13 protein-coding genes are annotated in these 15,682 nt (G+C 63.1%); 2 read left to right on the forward strand and 11 right to left on the reverse strand.

The window, feature by feature from the left end; translation table 11 throughout:
* Positions 1–26: 26 nt before the first annotated feature.
* The 4 genes from bglA to CKW40_RS15505 form a co-directional block, all read right to left on the reverse strand.
* On the reverse strand, positions 27–1,691 hold the full coding sequence (gene bglA / locus CKW40_RS15490) for a beta-galactosidase BglA (protein ID WP_095200773.1): 1,665 nt from the start codon (positions 1,689–1,691) through the stop codon (positions 27–29).
* A gap of 4 nt (positions 1,692–1,695) precedes the next feature.
* Complete coding sequence (locus tag CKW40_RS15495) at positions 1,696–2,850, reverse strand: carbohydrate ABC transporter permease (RefSeq protein WP_095200774.1); 1,155 nt, start codon at positions 2,848–2,850, stop codon at positions 1,696–1,698.
* Between the two features lies 1 nt (position 2,851).
* Positions 2,852–3,865 carry a carbohydrate ABC transporter permease gene (locus CKW40_RS15500; protein WP_095200775.1) on the reverse strand — a complete coding sequence of 338 codons (1,014 nt, stop codon included), beginning with the start codon at positions 3,863–3,865 and terminating at the stop codon, positions 2,852–2,854.
* A 203-nt stretch (positions 3,866–4,068) separates the two neighbouring features.
* Positions 4,069–5,424, reverse strand: a complete 1,356-nt coding sequence (locus tag CKW40_RS15505) for an ABC transporter substrate-binding protein (protein ID WP_095200776.1) — start codon at positions 5,422–5,424, stop codon at positions 4,069–4,071.
* Positions 5,425–5,787: 363 nt separating this feature from the next.
* On the opposite strand from CKW40_RS15505, the gene CKW40_RS15510 reads away from it, so the two are divergent.
* A complete protein-coding gene (locus tag CKW40_RS15510; RefSeq protein WP_095201021.1) occupies positions 5,788–6,810 on the forward strand; it encodes a substrate-binding domain-containing protein in 1,023 nt (340 codons plus the stop codon).
* Positions 6,811–6,880: 70 nt separating this feature from the next.
* Positions 6,881–7,606, forward strand: coding sequence for a hypothetical protein (locus CKW40_RS15515; protein WP_143748307.1), 726 nt, complete (start codon positions 6,881–6,883; stop codon positions 7,604–7,606).
* Between the two features lie 20 nt (positions 7,607–7,626).
* On the opposite strand, the gene CKW40_RS15520 is transcribed toward CKW40_RS15515, so the two are convergent.
* From CKW40_RS15520 to CKW40_RS15550, 7 genes are all read right to left on the reverse strand, one after another.
* The gene (locus tag CKW40_RS15520; protein ID WP_095200778.1) at positions 7,627–9,075 is read right to left on the reverse strand and encodes a S8 family serine peptidase; all 1,449 of its coding nucleotides are present in this window, start codon (positions 9,073–9,075) and stop codon (positions 7,627–7,629) included.
* Positions 9,065–9,733, reverse strand: coding sequence for an anti-sigma factor (locus CKW40_RS15525; protein ID WP_095200779.1), 669 nt, complete (start codon positions 9,731–9,733; stop codon positions 9,065–9,067). The genes CKW40_RS15520 and CKW40_RS15525 overlap by 11 nt, the downstream gene beginning before the upstream one ends.
* Positions 9,730–10,296, reverse strand: a complete 567-nt coding sequence (locus tag CKW40_RS15530) for a sigma-70 family RNA polymerase sigma factor (protein ID WP_095201022.1) — start codon at positions 10,294–10,296, stop codon at positions 9,730–9,732. Before CKW40_RS15530 ends, CKW40_RS15525 begins: the two co-directional genes overlap by 4 nt.
* A gap of 192 nt (positions 10,297–10,488) precedes the next feature.
* Entirely contained in the window at positions 10,489–11,328 is an 840-nt protein-coding gene (locus CKW40_RS15535; protein WP_095201023.1) for an alkaline phosphatase family protein, read from the reverse strand.
* Between the two features lie 114 nt (positions 11,329–11,442).
* Positions 11,443–13,032 carry an ABC transporter substrate-binding protein gene (locus CKW40_RS15540; RefSeq protein ID WP_095200780.1) on the reverse strand — a complete coding sequence of 530 codons (1,590 nt, stop codon included), beginning with the start codon at positions 13,030–13,032 and terminating at the stop codon, positions 11,443–11,445.
* 164 nt (positions 13,033–13,196) lie between these two features.
* Positions 13,197–14,852: an ABC transporter ATP-binding protein gene (locus CKW40_RS15545; RefSeq protein ID WP_095200781.1), complete on the reverse strand. Its 1,656-nt coding sequence runs from the start codon at positions 14,850–14,852 to the stop codon at positions 13,197–13,199.
* The gene (locus tag CKW40_RS15550) at positions 14,852–15,676 is read right to left on the reverse strand and encodes an ABC transporter permease (RefSeq protein ID WP_095200782.1); all 825 of its coding nucleotides are present in this window, start codon (positions 15,674–15,676) and stop codon (positions 14,852–14,854) included. The genes CKW40_RS15545 and CKW40_RS15550 overlap by 1 nt, the downstream gene beginning before the upstream one ends.
* Positions 15,677–15,682 lie beyond the last annotated feature (6 nt).

The following is a 15,682-nucleotide window of genomic DNA, read 5'->3' on the forward strand; positions in this document are numbered from 1 at the left end:
TTTCCTCCCAGTGATGTCTCAAAAATTCAGTCGATCCGTCCGAACCAGGCGCCGTAACCGCCGAGCTCGATCGAACCGGGGCTCGCCTGCCCGGAAAACCCGTGTCCTGGCAAAGGTTGCAGGGATCGGTTGCCAAGGTCAACCTTGGCCGGCTTGGCGCCGAGGTTGAAGACGCAGACGACCTCATCATTGCCGGCGCGGCGCGTGAAGGCGACAGTGTCGCCCTCGCTTTCGATGAAGGTGATGTCGCCCTTGGCCAGTGCCGGATGGGCGCGGCGGAAGGTCAGGAAGCGCCTGTAGTGCTCGAGCAGCGAAGCCTGATCGCCCTGCTGGACATTGACCGCCTGCGCCAGATGCTTGGCCGGCACCGGAAGCCAGGGCTTTGCCTGGGAGAAGCCGCCATTCTTGGCGTCGCCATCCCACACCATGGGTGTGCGGCAGCCGTCACGGCCCTTGAATTCCGGCCAGAAACGGATGCCGTAGGGATCCTGCAGATCCTCGAAACGCAGTTCGGCTTCGCCGAGCCCGAGCTCTTCACCCTGGTAGAGGCAGACCGAGCCGCGCAGCGACATCAGCAAGGCCGAGATAACCTTGAGATAGGCGATCGGGTCGGCTTCGCTGGCCGCCCAGCGCGAGGCCGGGCGCATCACGTCATGGTTGGAAAAAGCCCAGCACGACCAGCCGTCGCTGGCGACCTTGCCGAAGGCTTCCAGCACCGAGCGGACCTTGTCCGCGCTGATCTTTTCCGGCGCCAGGAAGTCGAAGGAATAGCACATGTGCACGCGCTTGCCGCCGGCGGTATAGGCGGCCACCACTTCCAGCCCGCGCTGCGAATCGCCAACCTCGCCGACCGCTGCGGTCGCCGGATATTCGTCGAGCAGCGCGCGGAAGCGTTCGAGGAAGCCGAGGTTTTCCGGTCGGCTCTTGTCGTAGATATGGTCCTGGTAATTGTAGGGATTGACCGCCGGTGCAGTCTGGTCGTTGCGCTCTTCCGGCGGCAGCGGCGGGTTGTTTTCCAGGCCCTGGCTGTGGAAGTAGAAATTGATCGTGTCGAGGCGGAAGCCGTCGACGCCGCGCTCCAGCCAGAAGCGGGTGACCTCGAGCAGCGCGTCCTGGACTTCGCGGTTGTGGAAGTTGAGGTCGGGCTGCTCGGCCAGGAAATTGTGCAGATAATATTGCTGGCGGCTGGTGTCCCACTGCCAGGCCGAGCCGCCGAAGATCGACAGCCAGTTGTTGGGCGGCGTGCCGTCGGGCCTGGCGTCCGCCCAGACATACCAGTCTGCCTTAGGATTGCTGCGGCTCGACCGGCTTTCCTTGAACCACGGATGGCTGTCGGCCGTATGCGACAGCACCTCGTCGATCATCACCTTGAGGCCGAGTCGGTGCGCCTCCGCCGTCAGCGCGTCGAAATCGGCCAGCGTGCCGAACATCGGATCGACGTCGCAATAGTCCGAGACGTCGTAGCCGAAATCCTTCATCGGCGATTTGAAGAAGGGTGAGATCCAGATCGCATCCGCACCGAGCGCGGCGATGTAGGGGAGCCGTTGAATGATGCCCTTGAGATCGCCGATGCCGTCGCCGTTCGAATCCTGGTAGCTGCGCGGATAGATCTGGTAGATCACCGCGCCTCGCCACCAGTCGCGATCGATGGCGAGGTCAGGGTTCGAACTGGCTTTCAAAGCGGATTGCATGGTCTCAGCCTCCTTTCACCGAGCCGGCAAGCAGCCCGCGGACGAAATAGCGCTGCAGCGAGAAGAAGACGATCAGCGGCACGATGATGGTGATGAAGGCCGATGTCGTCAGGATCTCCCAGTTGCCGCCGCGAGAGCCGAGCAGCGCGTTGAGCTTGGCCGTCAACACGATCTGGTCGGGTGCCGTACCAAGGAAAACCATCGCCACCAACAGATCGTTCCATACCCACAGGAATTGGAAGATGGCGAAGGAGGCCAGCACCGGGAAGGACAGCGGCAGCACGATCTTGACGAAGATCTCGAAATCGCTGGCGCCGTCGATGCGCGCCGATTCCATGATCTCGCGCGGCAGGCCGGCAATATAGCTCCTCAGCAGATAGATGGCGAAAGGCAGGCCGAAGCCGGTATGCGCCAGCCATATGCCGAGATAGGTCTTCGACGGGACGCCGAAGAACGCACCGACATTGTTGTAGAGCTTGAGCAGCGGGATCAGCGACATCTGCAGCGGCACCACCAGGAGGCCGATGATGACCGCAATCAGCAGCGCCCGGCCAGGAAACCGCATCCAGGCCAGTGCGTAGGCGGCAAAGGCGGCGATCAGGATCGGGATGACGGTCGCCGGGATGGTGACGGTCAGCGAGTTCATGAACGAGCGGCCGATGCCTTCCGAAAACAGCACGGTATCGTAGTTTTCGGTGGTGAATTTCGGCGGCGCCGACGAGGCATAGTAGAGGCGCTGGCCGCGGTCGCCTTCGAACGCCTTGGGCGAGGCCATGACGAAACTGCCGTCGGCATTGACCTGCAGGGTCACGCCGTCACCCAGGTCTGCCGATGTGCCAGCCGGATATTGCGTCGGGGCCGCTGCTTTGACGCCGAAGGCGCTGATGTTGCGCTTGGCGCCGTCGCCGAAGATGTTGCCCTCGAGGACGAACTTGCCGTCCTTCTCTTTCTGCGTCGAGGCGGGCGGCAGGCGCCCGGCTTCGGTCTGGCTGGAACTGGCGAACGAATTCCACCAGCCCGAAGCGACGATCTGGTCCTTGTCGCGTAGCGACGAGACCAGGATGCCGAGCGTCGGAATGGTCCAGATGGCAACGAAGACCAGCACCGCGATGTGAACGCCGAAACGGCTGGCGAAGGAATTCCCGGTCGCGACGGCCATCTCAGTGTCCTCCTGTCTCTTTGTTCGCCTGGCGGATATTCCACACCATGATCGGGATGACCGCGATCATGATGATGATGGCGATTGTGGCGCCGCGGCCGAAATCGCCACCACCGCGGAACATCCAGTCGAACATCAGATTGGCCAGCACCTGGCTGTTCCACTGGCCGTTGGTCATGGTCAGCACGATGTCGAACACTTTCAGCACCAAAATGGTGATCGTGGTCCACACCACCGCGATGGTGCCCCAGATCTGCGGCACCATGATCTTCCAGAAGATCTGGAACGGATTGGCGCCGTCGATGACGGCGGCTTCCAGCGTCTCTTCCGGAATGCCGCGCAGCGCCGAGGACAGGATGACCATGGCAAAGCCGGTCTGGATCCAGATCAGGATGATCATCAGGAAGAAATTGTTCCAGAACGGCAGCGATATCCACACCTGCGGCTGGCCGCCGAAGTGCTGGATGATGGCGTTGAGCAGGCCGATCTGCACCTGGCCCTCGCCGCGATATTCGTAGATGAACTTCCAGATCACGCTGGCGCCAACGAACGAGATGGCCAGCGGCAGGAAGATCAGGCTCTTGGCAATCGTGCCCCACCAGATCTTGTCGGTGAGCACGGCGATGATCAGGCCGAGGAAGGTACAGGCGGCCGGCACCACTGCCAGCCAGAAGAGGTTGTTCAGGATCGAGCGTCGGAGATCTGGATCGCGTAAAGCCCACTCGTAATTGGCGAGCCCGACGAAACTGGTGCCGCCGCGGTCGAGGAAAGAGAGCCACAATGTCGCGATCACGGGGTAGATCAGGTAGATGGTGAGAATGATCAGCGCCGGGCCGACGAACAGCCATGGCCGCACCAGGCCCTGCCGACGCAGATTGTTGATGGCAGCCGTGCCGGAGACCCCGCGTGAAGGGAAGGTCAGGTCGAGCAGTTTGTTGGCGCCCCAAAAATAGGCGACACAGCCGCCGACGCCGATGATGATGACGAATATGGCCGAGAAAATCTGAGCCGCCATGGGTCCCTCTCCCTGCGCATGATCAGCCAGGCTTGGAACGGCCTTGGCGATGTGGCGATGCGCCGATTCAGTTAATCGGAACGAGCGAACGCAAATTGGTCCGGCGTGCATCGCCGGGCGGATCCGGGCCGACAGGGCCCGGATCCAGTCTGTGGATCAGGAAGTTCTAACCGCAGCCGAAGCGGCTGCTACCTGCCAGCTGGCTACTTGATGGCATCCCAGCTCTTCTGGATGTCGGTGGCCACGTCCTGGGCGGATTTGCCGCCGACCAGATCGATCATGCCGGTCCAGAATGAGCCGGCGCCGACCTTGCCGGGCATCAGGTCCGAACCGTCGAAGCGGACTGTCGTCGCTCCGACCAGGATCTCGCCCTGCTTCTTCAGCGCATCGCTGCCATAAGCGTCCTTGTTGGCACCCTTGAAGGGCGTGACGAAGCTCTTCTGCGCCATCCACAATTCATGCGCGAGCGGCATCTCGAGGAACTTGATGAATTCGCGCGAAGCCTTGGAGTCCTTGGTGATCATCACCAGCGTTCCGGCGACTTCCAGCGGCGTGCCGAGTTCCGGCTTGGAGGCGTAGGGCGGGTAGGGGAAGAAGTCCGCATCCTGGCCAAGCTTTACGCCCTCCGGGAAGAAGGAGGGGATGAACGATGCCTGATGGTGCATGTAGCACTTCGGCGGCACGGTGAAGAGGCCCTTCGGGCTGTCGCGGAAGTCGGTCGCGGCCACCGCCTTGGCGCCGCCATCCACCATCTTGTCGTCGGTAGCGATCTTGCCGAAGATGTCGATGGCGTTGACCACTGCCGGATCGGTGAACGGAATCTCGTTCTTTGTCCACTTGTCGTAAACTTCAGGCGGCTGCGTCCTGAGCATGATGTCCTCGACCCAGTCGGTCGCCGGCCAGCCGGTCGCGCCGCCGGAGCCAAGTCCGATGCACCAGGGCTTGCCACCATCGGCGATGATCTTCTTTTCGAGCTCGGCCAGTTCCTCCTGGGTCTTCGGCACCTTGTAGGCGGCTTCCTGGAAATTGTCGGGCGAATACCAGACCAGACCTTTCACGTCGATCTTGTAGGGAAAGGCATAGAAAGCCGACTTGCCGTCCTTGCCCGTATAGGTGCCGAGTTTGGCCCAGGAGTCGCCGGCGGCGTAGTTCTCCTTGATCCAGGCAGCGACGTCGTCGCCCAGCGGGGTCAGCACGCCCTTGGAAGCAAGATCCTGGATCAGGCCCGGCTGCGGCAGGACGGCGATGTTCGGCGGGCTGCCGGCCTGGGTGTCGATGACGATCTGCTGCTCGTAATTTTCGGAGGAGGAGTATTTCACCTCCGCCCCGGTCGCCTCGGAGAAATAATCGAGCACCGAACGGACAAGCGTCTCATCCTCGCCGCGCCACGGCCCGAAGATGGTCAGCGTCTCACCCTTGAGGTCGACCTTCTTGAGGTCTTCAAAATTCGCCCAGTGAAACTTCGGATCTTCGCCCGGCTTGAACTTCAGTTCAGCATGCGCGGGCGCGCCAAGGGCGAGCGCACCAAACGCAACACCCAGCAAAAGCATTTTCTTCATCGGTATTCCTCCCAGTGGGTCACATGCACCGGACGGAACCTCCATTCCGCCCGCCGACGCCGCAGGACTGTGACTCAGTCGCAAGGGAACCGCAACCTTTCGAAGAGTCTTCCAAAGCGCTTTGGCTTTTCCGATCACGCCATTGAATCGAGCGGAAGTCAAGAGGCTCAGTAAACTAATCGATTTAATTTTGTAGATTTTGACGCTGAAAAGTGCAGCGCAGCATGCTTTTTTGGCGGCGCAACAGCAATTTTTTGTTTCAAACCGGTCCCAACCCTGACTATGGTCGTCCCGGTGCCGTCGCGCCCTAGTGGCGCTTGGGTCGATTCAATTTAAAAGCGCTTTGAGGGAATGGAGACCGTTGTGAACCTCAAGCAGCTCGCGCAAATGCTGGCGCTCTCCCAGACCACGGTAAGCCGGGCATTGAACGGCTACCCGGAGGTCAACGAGGAAACGCGCAGGCGCGTCATGGACGCCGCCAAGCGCCATGGCTATCGCCCCAATCCGAGTGCGCGGCGGCTGGCGACCGGCAAGTCCGGCATGATCGGCTACGTCCTGCCCACGGGTGCGACCGTCGACATCGATCCGCACTTCGTCGAATTCCTGTCCGGCCTCGGCGATTATGCCCGCTCGCACGAGCTTGATCTCGTGCTGTCGCCGGCCGACGCTGATGATCAGGAGACGACCTATCGGCGCATCGTCGCCAACCGGCAGGTCGATGCCGTCTATATCTCTTCGCCGAGGCCGCAGGACAGTCGGGTGTCGCTGGTCAGCACGCTCGGCATTCCTTTCCTCGTCCATGGTCGCAGTGAAGGCTTCGATTTCGACTATCCTTATCTCGACATCGACAATGAGGGTGCTTTCCACGAGGCGGCGCGCCTGCTGGTGCAACTCGGCCACCGGCGGCTGGCGCTGATCAATGGCGACGACCGCGAGACCTTCGCCATCCATCGCGAGCGCGGCGTGCGCCGGGCGCTTGCCGCAAGCGGGCTGACCTTGGGCGAACGCCACGTCTGCTCCGTGGTCATGACCGAGGAGAACGGTTACCGCGCCACCAGGCGTCTGCTGGAGGAGAGCGACGCGCCGACGGCGATCGCCTGCTCCAGCCTGATCATGGCGCTGGGCGTCGTGCGCGCGGTGCGCGACCTCGGCCTGACGATCCCCGGCGACGTCTCGCTGATCGCCCATGACGACGTCTTCCCTTGGCTGAAGCCGGAGAACTTTTCCGTGCCGCTGTCGACGACGCGCTCATCGATCCGTCTCGCCGGCGCCCGCGTCGCCGAACGGCTGGCCGCGCGGATATCGGGACTGGAAGAAGGCGCTCGCGGCGAAGTCTGGCCGGTCGATCTGGTGGTCAGGGGATCTGTCGCCGGGGCGCCGGCGTAGGGCTAGGTCCAATCACTGTGAACGACCGGGTTCGGCCCGAAGCGGACCTTCTGATGAATGTCACTCAAAAGTGACCTCGGTTTTGAAGCAACGACGAGGGCCCATTAACGCGGCGTTAGCCCGCCTGTTCGAGCATGAGCCGATGAACACCAATCAGCCCAGCGCGGTTTTCGGCCGGCGCGGGCGCGACAGCCGCGCCCCGGCCACCGCAGTTCACCATGCAACAAGACCGGCGCGTCCTATCGGCCATATCGTGTTTCTGCTTGGTCTGACGGGCCTTTTGCTGATGGTTGCCGGTGCAATCTTCTGGACGTTGCCAGCGATCGGAAAGGCAAATGCGGAAGTCGCGCGGTCGAAACAGAAAGTGGTCGAGATCGTCAACCAGCCGGTTACCCATCTGCACCGCTCCGGGTCATTCACGGTGTTTTCGCCAGGCTGGTTTCATCCAGGCGCCACAGAGCCTGACTTCAACAATGTCGACATTCGCACCACGCAGGAACTCACCTATGAGGGCCATGTCACGTCAGACCTGAACCCCACCGAGATGTTCAATGGAAGCGAACTCGAATTCAACGCGATGACCAAATATTTCTACACCGACCGGACACTGCCCAAGAAGCGGTTGTCCGACACGGAAATGGTCGAGATCAACGGTCTCTACCGCGTCATCGGCCACGATGAGCAGGCGGCGTTGATGCGATGGCTTGTTGTAATCGGGCTGGCTGTCGTCGGGTTTTGTCTTGCATCCGCGTTGTTTCTGCAAATCGGCCGAACCCGGCAGCTCCCGGCAGCATAAACAGAAGCCAGGAGCAACACTCACTCCTTCGCCGCCTCGGCCGCCTTGATGTCCAGCAGCCCATAGCCGAAATCATTGTCGCGCCCCTTAGGCCCCAAATCCTTGGCCGTTGCCGCCAGCGCCTTCTCGATGCCGTCGGCCGAGCGGTCGGGCGAAGCATGGATCAGATTGGCGATGGCGCCGCTGACGATCGCGGCGGCGAACGAGGTGCCGGTGACGACGTCGGAGCCGGCGCCGCTCGGCGCCACCATCTCGACGCCGGGCGCGGAAATGAAGACATAGGCGCCACGATTGGCTTGCGGCATCAGAGCGTCCTTGGCGTCGGTGGCGGTCACCGCGATGACGCCGTCGAAGGCTGCGGGGTAGCCATAGGGCGCCTTCGGCCCGTTATTGCCGGCGGCGGCGACCAGCACCATGCCGAGTGCCCTTGCATTGCGGCAGGCGGCGCCGAGCAGATCGTTCTTCGGCCCGACGAAGCTCATATTGACAATGCTGACATTCTGCTCCGCCGCCCAGTCGAGCGCTGACAGGATGACGTCCATGGTCGACTTGCCGCCTTCGAAGGCGCGGGCGTGATAGATCCTGGCGCCCGGCGCCATGCCTTCCAGCGCGCCGACGCCGGCGATCAGCCCGTCGACCGAGGTGCCGTGGTCGCGCTTTTCGATCGGCACGTCGGGCATGGCGTCGAACTGCGCGGCGATGACGCCGGCCAGTGCCGGATTGGCGTCGTCGATGCCGGTATCGATGACGGCAACCCTGACGTTTTCGCCGCTCGCCTGCTTGGAATCGAGTTCGATGCGGCCGAAGGCATAGTTCACGATGCCCGCGGCCTGCTGCAGTGTATAAATGTGATTGGGTTCGCGGCGCTGCGTACGGCCGTCGGCGGCAAGCTGCGCCAGCACGACGCCGACGGGGCGGCCGTCGGGAATGCCGAAGCGCACCAGCGTGGTGCCGAGCAGCCGGGACTGGCGCTGCGAGCGCACTTCGAGGCCGAAGGAGGCAGCGATCTGCTGCACGGCGCCGGCATCGCCGTCAACGGTCACCAGCACCTCGTCGGGCACGAACTCGCCGGCCACCGCGCGCGGCGGCTGAACGGCAATGAGATCGGTCGGCGAGATGATCGGACCGCCGGCCGGCGGGCCGGCCTGATTGTTGCCCGGTGGCGCCGCCGGTTCTGGTCGTGGCGTCGGTACCGGTGCCGGAGGCGCGACCGGATTGGGAAACAGGTCGACGATCAGGGCGGGCAGAAAGACGGCGCCGGCCTGGGCAGGACCCGCACCGCCGGCATTGTCGCTGGCGCCGCTGCCGTCCTTAGCGCAGTTGGCGCCGGCGGCATTGGTGCCGTTGCGGCAGTCGATCTTCGTCTGGTCGCTGTTGGCGGCGTTGGTCTGGGCCGACGCAGGCACGGCGGCGATTGTCATCGCCGCCGCAAGGATCGCCGCAAATCGAAGGGCCGCCTCAGCCGCCATCAGCCGGTTTCCTTCCCTCGATCACAGTGTCCGCGAACGGCTGGGCAGCAATAAGGCCAAGCTGCTTGGCGTAATCGGCTGCGTTGGCGGCGGGGATGGCCAGCCGGAAGACGCCGTCGGCGGTCGGCCCGCCGATGACCTTCAGCCCGTTGCTGCCGAGGAATGCCGAAATGTCCGACATCTTCGCATCCGGTTTGAACTTGACCAGCGCGAACGGTATTTTCGCCAGATCGTCTTCTGCCCCGGCAATCTCGAAATCCTTGCCCTTGCCGCCGGGCTGCACCAGGGACTGCACCGCGATCAGCGCCAGCAGGACCGCGGCCGCCGCCCAGGCGACGCCGACCGGCACCGCCATGAAGCGGCCCCAGGCCTGCGCCAGCCAGGACGAGCCTGCCGGCTTGCGTGCGGGTCCGGCCTCGGCATCGAGCGCCCTGGCGAAGCGGCTGAGCGCATCGGCGGGCGGGCGGATGGCTTCATTGGCGGCCGATGTACCGGAGAATTCGGCCTCGGCCTCGCCAAGGGCTGCCATCGCCGCCGGATCCGTCGCCAGCCATTCCTCGACGGCTTCGAGGTCGGAACCTTCCAGCGAGCCGTTCAGATAGAACGGCAGCAGCGTTTCCATTTCGTCGCGGCGCGACATCTTTTCAGCGGCGCTCATGGCCACCCCCTGTCGTAACCGGCGGCCTTGAGGGCCTCGCCGAGTTTCTTGCGGGCGTAGAACATCCGGGTCTTCACGGTCGCGACCGGGATGCCGAGCACCTCGCCGATCTCGGTCACCGACTGTCCGTGATAATAGGCAAGATCGATCACCGTGCGGTGTTCTTCGGGCAAGGCGTCGATGAAGCGGCGCAAGGCGGCGGCCTTGTCCTCTTTCATGGTGACGACCTCCGGCGTGTCGGCGCTGTCAGGCACCGCGGCGGCCGCCTCGTCGTCGATCCAGTCTTCCTTTTTCTTGCGCAGCAGCGACAGCGCCTTGAACCGGGCGATGCCGAGCAGCCATGTCGAGACTTCGGAGCGCCCTTCGAACCCTGGCGCCTGGCGCCACAGTTCTAGGAACACCTCATTCGCGATATCGTCAGCCATCATTTCCGATCCCGTCTGGCGCGCCACGAAGCGGTAGACCCGCGCGTGGTGACGCATGAACAGCAGCCGCACGGCGGCACGGTCGCCCTTCGCGACCCGGTCGACAAGCGCGCGATCGGTTTCCGTCGCCGCCGTCATGGCCGGTCGAGCCGCCTGGCTCCTGTCTGCTCTGTCGCTGATCGGTCCAAAAAGGTTCATCCTCCGCCAAGGAATTTGCGGAGGCTAACCGAAGAGCGGGGCGGTTGCCAGAGTGTCGCCCTTCTCCCCGTCACTATACGGGGAGAAGGTGCCGGCAGGCGGATGAGGGGCGGCGCCGACGTCGCGTTCACATCACCCCAAGAAAGACTTAGCCTTCATCGTCGCCGGCACCGGCACACCGAGCCGGCTCAGCACCGTCGGCGCCAGCTGTAACTGGTCGAGCAGCATATCGCCCTCGGGACCTTTCGCAGGACCGAAATAATACAGCGCGAAATCCTGCATCTCGTCGTCATGGCCGCCATGGTGGCCGCGGTCGGTCTGGCCGTGATCGGCGGTGACCATGACCTCGTAGCCGGCTTCGATCCAGCCCGGCAGAAAGGCTGCCAGCATGCCGTCCATCGCATAGACGGCATGGTCCATCTCGTGGCAGTCATGGCCGAAGCGGTGACCCATCGAATCCAGCGTGCAGGTGTGCAGGATGCCGTAGTCGATGCCGTGGCGTTTCGTCAGCATGGTCAGCGTCGCGAACAGGTCGACATCGCTCGGCGTCATCTGGTTGCGGGCGTTGTAGCCGGTCATGGTGTGGAAGCGGCCATGCGTGATCGGCCCGCCAGGCTCGTCATATTCCATGTCCTCGACCAGATCGAACGGGTAGGACCGGAAGAATTCCGACCAGTAGGAATGGGTCACCGCCCCGGTCTTGCCGCCGGCCTTGCTGATTTCCGAGAAGATGTCGGGCTGCTCGACCCGGAACCGGTTCTCGTTGGAAAGGATGCCGTGCACCTGCGGCGACACGCCGGTGTGGATGGAAGCGTAGCAGCAGGCCGAGGTCGACGGCAGCACCGAGCGCATCTTCCAGACCCGCGCTTCGCCCGATTGCACCCAACCCTCGAGATTGCCCATCAGCCGGCGCCAGTTCCGGTAGGGCACGCCATCGAGGATGATCAGCAGAAGCTTGGATTTGAGCGCCATGGGCTGCTCCATGATGTCTAGCAGTTAAACGGGAACGCCGCATGCCGTTTCAGGCACACGGCGTTCTTACAGGTGAATCAGACGGGGCACGTGAATCAAACAGGCAGCGTTCGGCTAAGCGTTGAGCCAGCACTCGCCGAGCGCATAGCCATCCATCATTTCGCCATTCGGGTTCTTGACGTAGCCGCTGATCTTGTTGGTGGCGGCCGCGTCGATGAACTGGTTGAAGAACGGCACGATCAGTCCGCCTTCGTCGCGCATCAGCACCGCCATGTCGTGGTAGATCGCCTTGCGCTTGGCCTGGTCGAGTTCGGCGCGGGCGGTGAACAGCATCTTGTCGAATTCCGGCCGCTTGAAGCGGGTGTCGTTCCAGTCGGCGGTCGAGACATAGCCGGTGGAATACATCTGGTCCTGCGTCGGTCGACCGCCCCAGTAGGAGAGCGAGAAGGGCTGCTTGTTCCAGACTTCCGACCAGTAGCCGTCGCCGGGTTCGCGCTTGATCTCGATCTTGATGCCGGCCTTGGCGGCGCTCTGCTGGTAAAGCTGCGCGGCATCGACGGCGCCCGGGAAAGCGACGTCGGAGGTGCGCAGCAGGATCGAACCGCTATGGCCCGACTTCTTGTAGGCCGCGGCCGCCTTTTCCGGATTGAACTTGCGCTGCTCGATATCGGTGGAAAACAACGGGTAGGCTTCGTTGATCGGGAAGTCGTTGCCGACCGAGCCGTAGCCACGCAGGATCTTTTCCAGCAGTTCGTCGCGGTCCATGGCGAGCTTGAGCGCCATGCGCAGGTCATTGTTATCGAACGGTGCCGTGTCGCAGAACATGTTGAACGGATAGTAGCCACGGCCCGAGACGTTCTCGATGCTGACGCCGGGAATGCGCTTGACCAGGTCGACGACCTTCGGTTCGACACGGTTGATCATCTGCACCTGGCCGCCCTGCAGAGCAGCAAGCCGTGCCGTCGCGTCATTGATGACGACGATCTCGATCTGGTCGGCATGGCCCGCCTTGTCGCCGCGCCAGTAATTGGCGAAGCGCTCGCCGCCATGGCGCACGCCGGGCTGGTTGACCGTGACCTTGTAGGGACCGGCGCTGATGCCGGCATTCGGATTGTCCTTGCCGCCATTCGGCTGGATGACGAGGTGGTAGTCGGCCATCAGATAGGGGAAGTCGGCATCGGCGTCGCCCAGCGTAACGACCACTTCCTTGCCATTCGGCTTGATGCTTTTGATGTTCTTCAGCACGCCCAGCGCGCCCGACTTCGACTTCTCGTCGGCGTGTCGTTCGAGCGTGGCCGCGACGTCGTCGGCGGTCACGGTCTTGCCATTGTGGAATTCAATGCCGTCGCGCACCTTGATCGTCCATGTCTTGGCGTCGGCGGAAGCGCCGATCTCTTCGGCGATGAGGTTCTCCACGCCGCCATCCGGCTTGAGGCGAACCAGGAATTCACCCCACTGCTTGCAGAAACTGAAAGTGACCTGGCTGAGGTTCAGAGCCGGGTCGAGGCTGTTGGTCGATTCGCCGCCCTGCAGGCCGGCCTTGAGGATGCCGCCCTTGACCGGCGTTTGTGCGAAGGCTTTCCCGGCCAGCGTCGTTGCCAGCGCCGCCGACACACCCAGTGCCGCGGTGCGGCCAAGGAAGTCGCGACGCGATATCCGGCCCTGGCCGGCGAGATCAGCGAGATGGTCGAGTTCAGTCTTCATGTCCTACCCCTTGTTGAAAACAACGTCACGAGCAGCGCCCGTCCGCAAGGACGTGTGGCGCTTTAGTGTTGCATACCGATGACGACAGTCGCCCCAGCCCGGCGGTTCGAGCTATTCCTTTGTCTGACGCAATTCCGGAAGGTTCGCACTTTCCCTGGAATTGCTCAGTTCCCCGCGCTGGCCATGCGCCGCCCCTTGATCGCTTTTTCCAGCCAGCCGATCTCCATCTCGGGAACCGAGGAAAGCAGAAGATCGGTATAGTCATCGAAGGGCGGGGTCAGTACCTTGCTCTTCGGCCCATAGCGCACCACTTCGCCGCGATACATCACCGCGATCGAATCGGCGATCGACTTCACCGTGGCAAGGTCGTGAGTGATGAACAGATAGGCGACGTTCTCCTCCTTCTGCAACTCGAGCAGCAGCTCTAGGATGCCGTGAGCGACCAGCGGGTCGAGCGCCGACGTTACCTCGTCGCAGATGATCAGCTTGGGCTTGGCGGCGAGTGAACGAGCAATGCAGACACGCTGCTTCTGGCCGCCGGAAAGCTCGGCCGGGTACCGGTCGGAAAAGCCTTTGCCCATCTCGATCTTGTCGAGCAGCTCGGCAACGCGCCGGTCGCGTTCCTTACCGCGTATGCCGAAATAGAATTCGAGCGGCCGGCCGATGATGGTGCCGACGGTCTGGCGCGGGTTCATCGCCACATCCGCCATCTGATAGATCATCTGCAACTGGCGCAGATCTTCTTTCGGCCGGTCGGCCAGCCGGTTAGCCAGCGGGCGCCCGTCGAAAGTGACGGTGCCTTCCTCTGGCGGCAGCAAACCGGTGATGGCGCGCGCCAGCGTCGACTTTCCGGAGCCGGACTCACCCACCACGGCCAGCGTCTGGCCGGGATAGATGTCGACCGAAACGTTCTTCAGCACCTTGATGTGGCTGCGGCCATAGGCAGCGGTGACGTTCTTGACCGACAGGAACGGTGTGGTGCCGGGTTTCTGTTCGGCATGTTCGATCTCATGCACCGAGACCAGCGCATTGGTGTATTCCTGGCGTGGTTCCTTGATGATCTGCCTTGTGCCGCCCCATTCGACCAGTCGGCCATGGCGCAGCACCATGATTTCGTCGGAGACCTGGGCGACAACGGCAAGGTCGTGGGTGATGTAGAGCGCCGCCACATGGGTGTCGCGGATAGCATCCTTGATTGCCGCCAGCACGTCGATCTGCGTCGTCACGTCGAGCGCCGTTGTCGGCTCGTCGAAGACGATCAAGTCCGGCTCCGAGCACAGCGCCATCGCCGTCATCACGCGCTGCAGCTGGCCGCCCGAGACCTGGTGCGGAAAGCGTTCGCCGATGGTTTCGGGGTTTGGCAGGCTGAGCTTCTTGAACAGCGCAACGGCGCGCTTCTCGGCCTCGGCGCGTGTCGCCGTGCCGTGCAGCAGAGTGGCTTCCACCACCTGATCCATCAGCTTGTGCGCCGGGTTGAAGGCCGCCGCCGCCGATTGCGCGACATAGCAGACCTCGCGGCCGCGCAGCTTGCGGAAACCTTCCTTGCCACCCTTCAGGATATCGCGGCCGTTTAGGATGACCTCACCACCGGTGATGCGCACGCCGCCGCGGCCATAGCCCATCGACGACAGGCCGATTGTCGACTTGCCGGCGCCGGATTCGCCGATCAGGCCCAGCACCTTGCCCTTTTCCAGCGTCAACGAGACGTCATGCACCAGCACGATGTTCTTCGGCGGCTCGCCGGGCGGGTAGACGGTGGCCTCGATGCGCAAATTGCGGATGTCGAGGAGCAGGCCAGGCTTCGCTTTGCTGTCGGCCATCACCCGCGTCCTCCCTTCAGGCTGGTCGTACGGTTAAGCACCCAGTCGGCGACGAGGTTGACCGAGATCGCCAGCATGGCGATCGCCGCCGCCGGGATCAGTGCCGCGCCGATGCCGAAGACGATGCCGTCCTTGTTTTCTTTGACCATGCCGCCCCAGTCGGCATCCGGTGGCTGCACGCCAAGACCGAGGAAGGACAGCGTCGACAGGAACAGCACCGCATAGATGAAGCGCAGGCCGAGTTCGGAAACCAGCGGCGACAGCGCATTGGGCAGGATTTCGCGGAAGATGATCCAGGCGCTGCCTTCGCCGCGCAGCTTGGCGGCTTCGACATAGTCCATGACATTGATGTCGACGGCCACCGCTCGCGACAGGCGATAGACGCGTGTCGAATCGAGAATGCCCATCACCATGATCAGCGTCACCAGGTTGGTCGGAAGCACCGACAACACGACCAGGCCCATGATCAGCGTCGGGATCGACATCAGGAGGTCGACGAGGCGCGACAGGATCGTGTCGAACCAGCCGCCGAACACCGCCGCCGAGAAGCCCAGTATGGCGCCGAGCGAGAACGACAGCGCGGTGGCCAGCACCGCGATGAACAAGGTGATGCGGGCGCCGTAGATCATCCGCGACAACAGATCGCGGCCGAGATTGTCGGTGCCCAGCCAATGCGCCGCCGACATAGGCTGCCAGACATCGCCGACGATCTCAGCGTTGTCATGCGGTGAGATCCAGGGTGCGAAGACCGCCGCCAGCACGAACAGTGCGGTCAGGATTATGCCGATCAGCGCGGGGATGGGGATGCGTTTGATATCGAGCATGCCCGC

This window comes from Mesorhizobium carmichaelinearum (assembly GCF_900199455.1).
In the GTDB taxonomy this organism is placed as follows: Bacteria; Pseudomonadota; Alphaproteobacteria; order Rhizobiales; family Rhizobiaceae; genus Mesorhizobium; species Mesorhizobium carmichaelinearum.

What these genes read in the sequence shown, in the direction of transcription:
- bglA (WP_095200773.1), bottom strand. Translation starts at nt 1,691, where the DNA reads ATGCAATCCGCTTTGAAAGCCAGTTCGAACCCTGACCTCGCCATCGAT.
- CKW40_RS15495 (WP_095200774.1), bottom strand. Translation starts at nt 2,850, where the DNA reads ATGGCCGTCGCGACCGGGAATTCCTTCGCCAGCCGTTTCGGCGTTCAC.
- CKW40_RS15500 (WP_095200775.1), bottom strand. Translation starts at nt 3,865, where the DNA reads ATGGCGGCTCAGATTTTCTCGGCCATATTCGTCATCATCATCGGCGTC.
- CKW40_RS15505 (WP_095200776.1), bottom strand. Translation starts at nt 5,424, where the DNA reads ATGAAGAAAATGCTTTTGCTGGGTGTTGCGTTTGGTGCGCTCGCCCTT.
- CKW40_RS15520 (WP_095200778.1), bottom strand. Translation starts at nt 9,075, where the DNA reads ATGGCGGCTGAGGCGGCCCTTCGATTTGCGGCGATCCTTGCGGCGGCG.
- CKW40_RS15525 (WP_095200779.1), bottom strand. Translation starts at nt 9,733, where the DNA reads ATGAGCGCCGCTGAAAAGATGTCGCGCCGCGACGAAATGGAAACGCTG.
- CKW40_RS15530 (WP_095201022.1), bottom strand. Translation starts at nt 10,296, where the DNA reads ATGACGGCGGCGACGGAAACCGATCGCGCGCTTGTCGACCGGGTCGCG.
- CKW40_RS15535 (WP_095201023.1), bottom strand. Translation starts at nt 11,328, where the DNA reads ATGGCGCTCAAATCCAAGCTTCTGCTGATCATCCTCGATGGCGTGCCC.
- CKW40_RS15540 (WP_095200780.1), bottom strand. Translation starts at nt 13,032, where the DNA reads ATGAAGACTGAACTCGACCATCTCGCTGATCTCGCCGGCCAGGGCCGG.
- CKW40_RS15545 (WP_095200781.1), bottom strand. Translation starts at nt 14,852, where the DNA reads ATGGCCGACAGCAAAGCGAAGCCTGGCCTGCTCCTCGACATCCGCAAT.
- CKW40_RS15550 (WP_095200782.1), bottom strand. Translation starts at nt 15,676, where the DNA reads ATGCTCGATATCAAACGCATCCCCATCCCCGCGCTGATCGGCATAATC.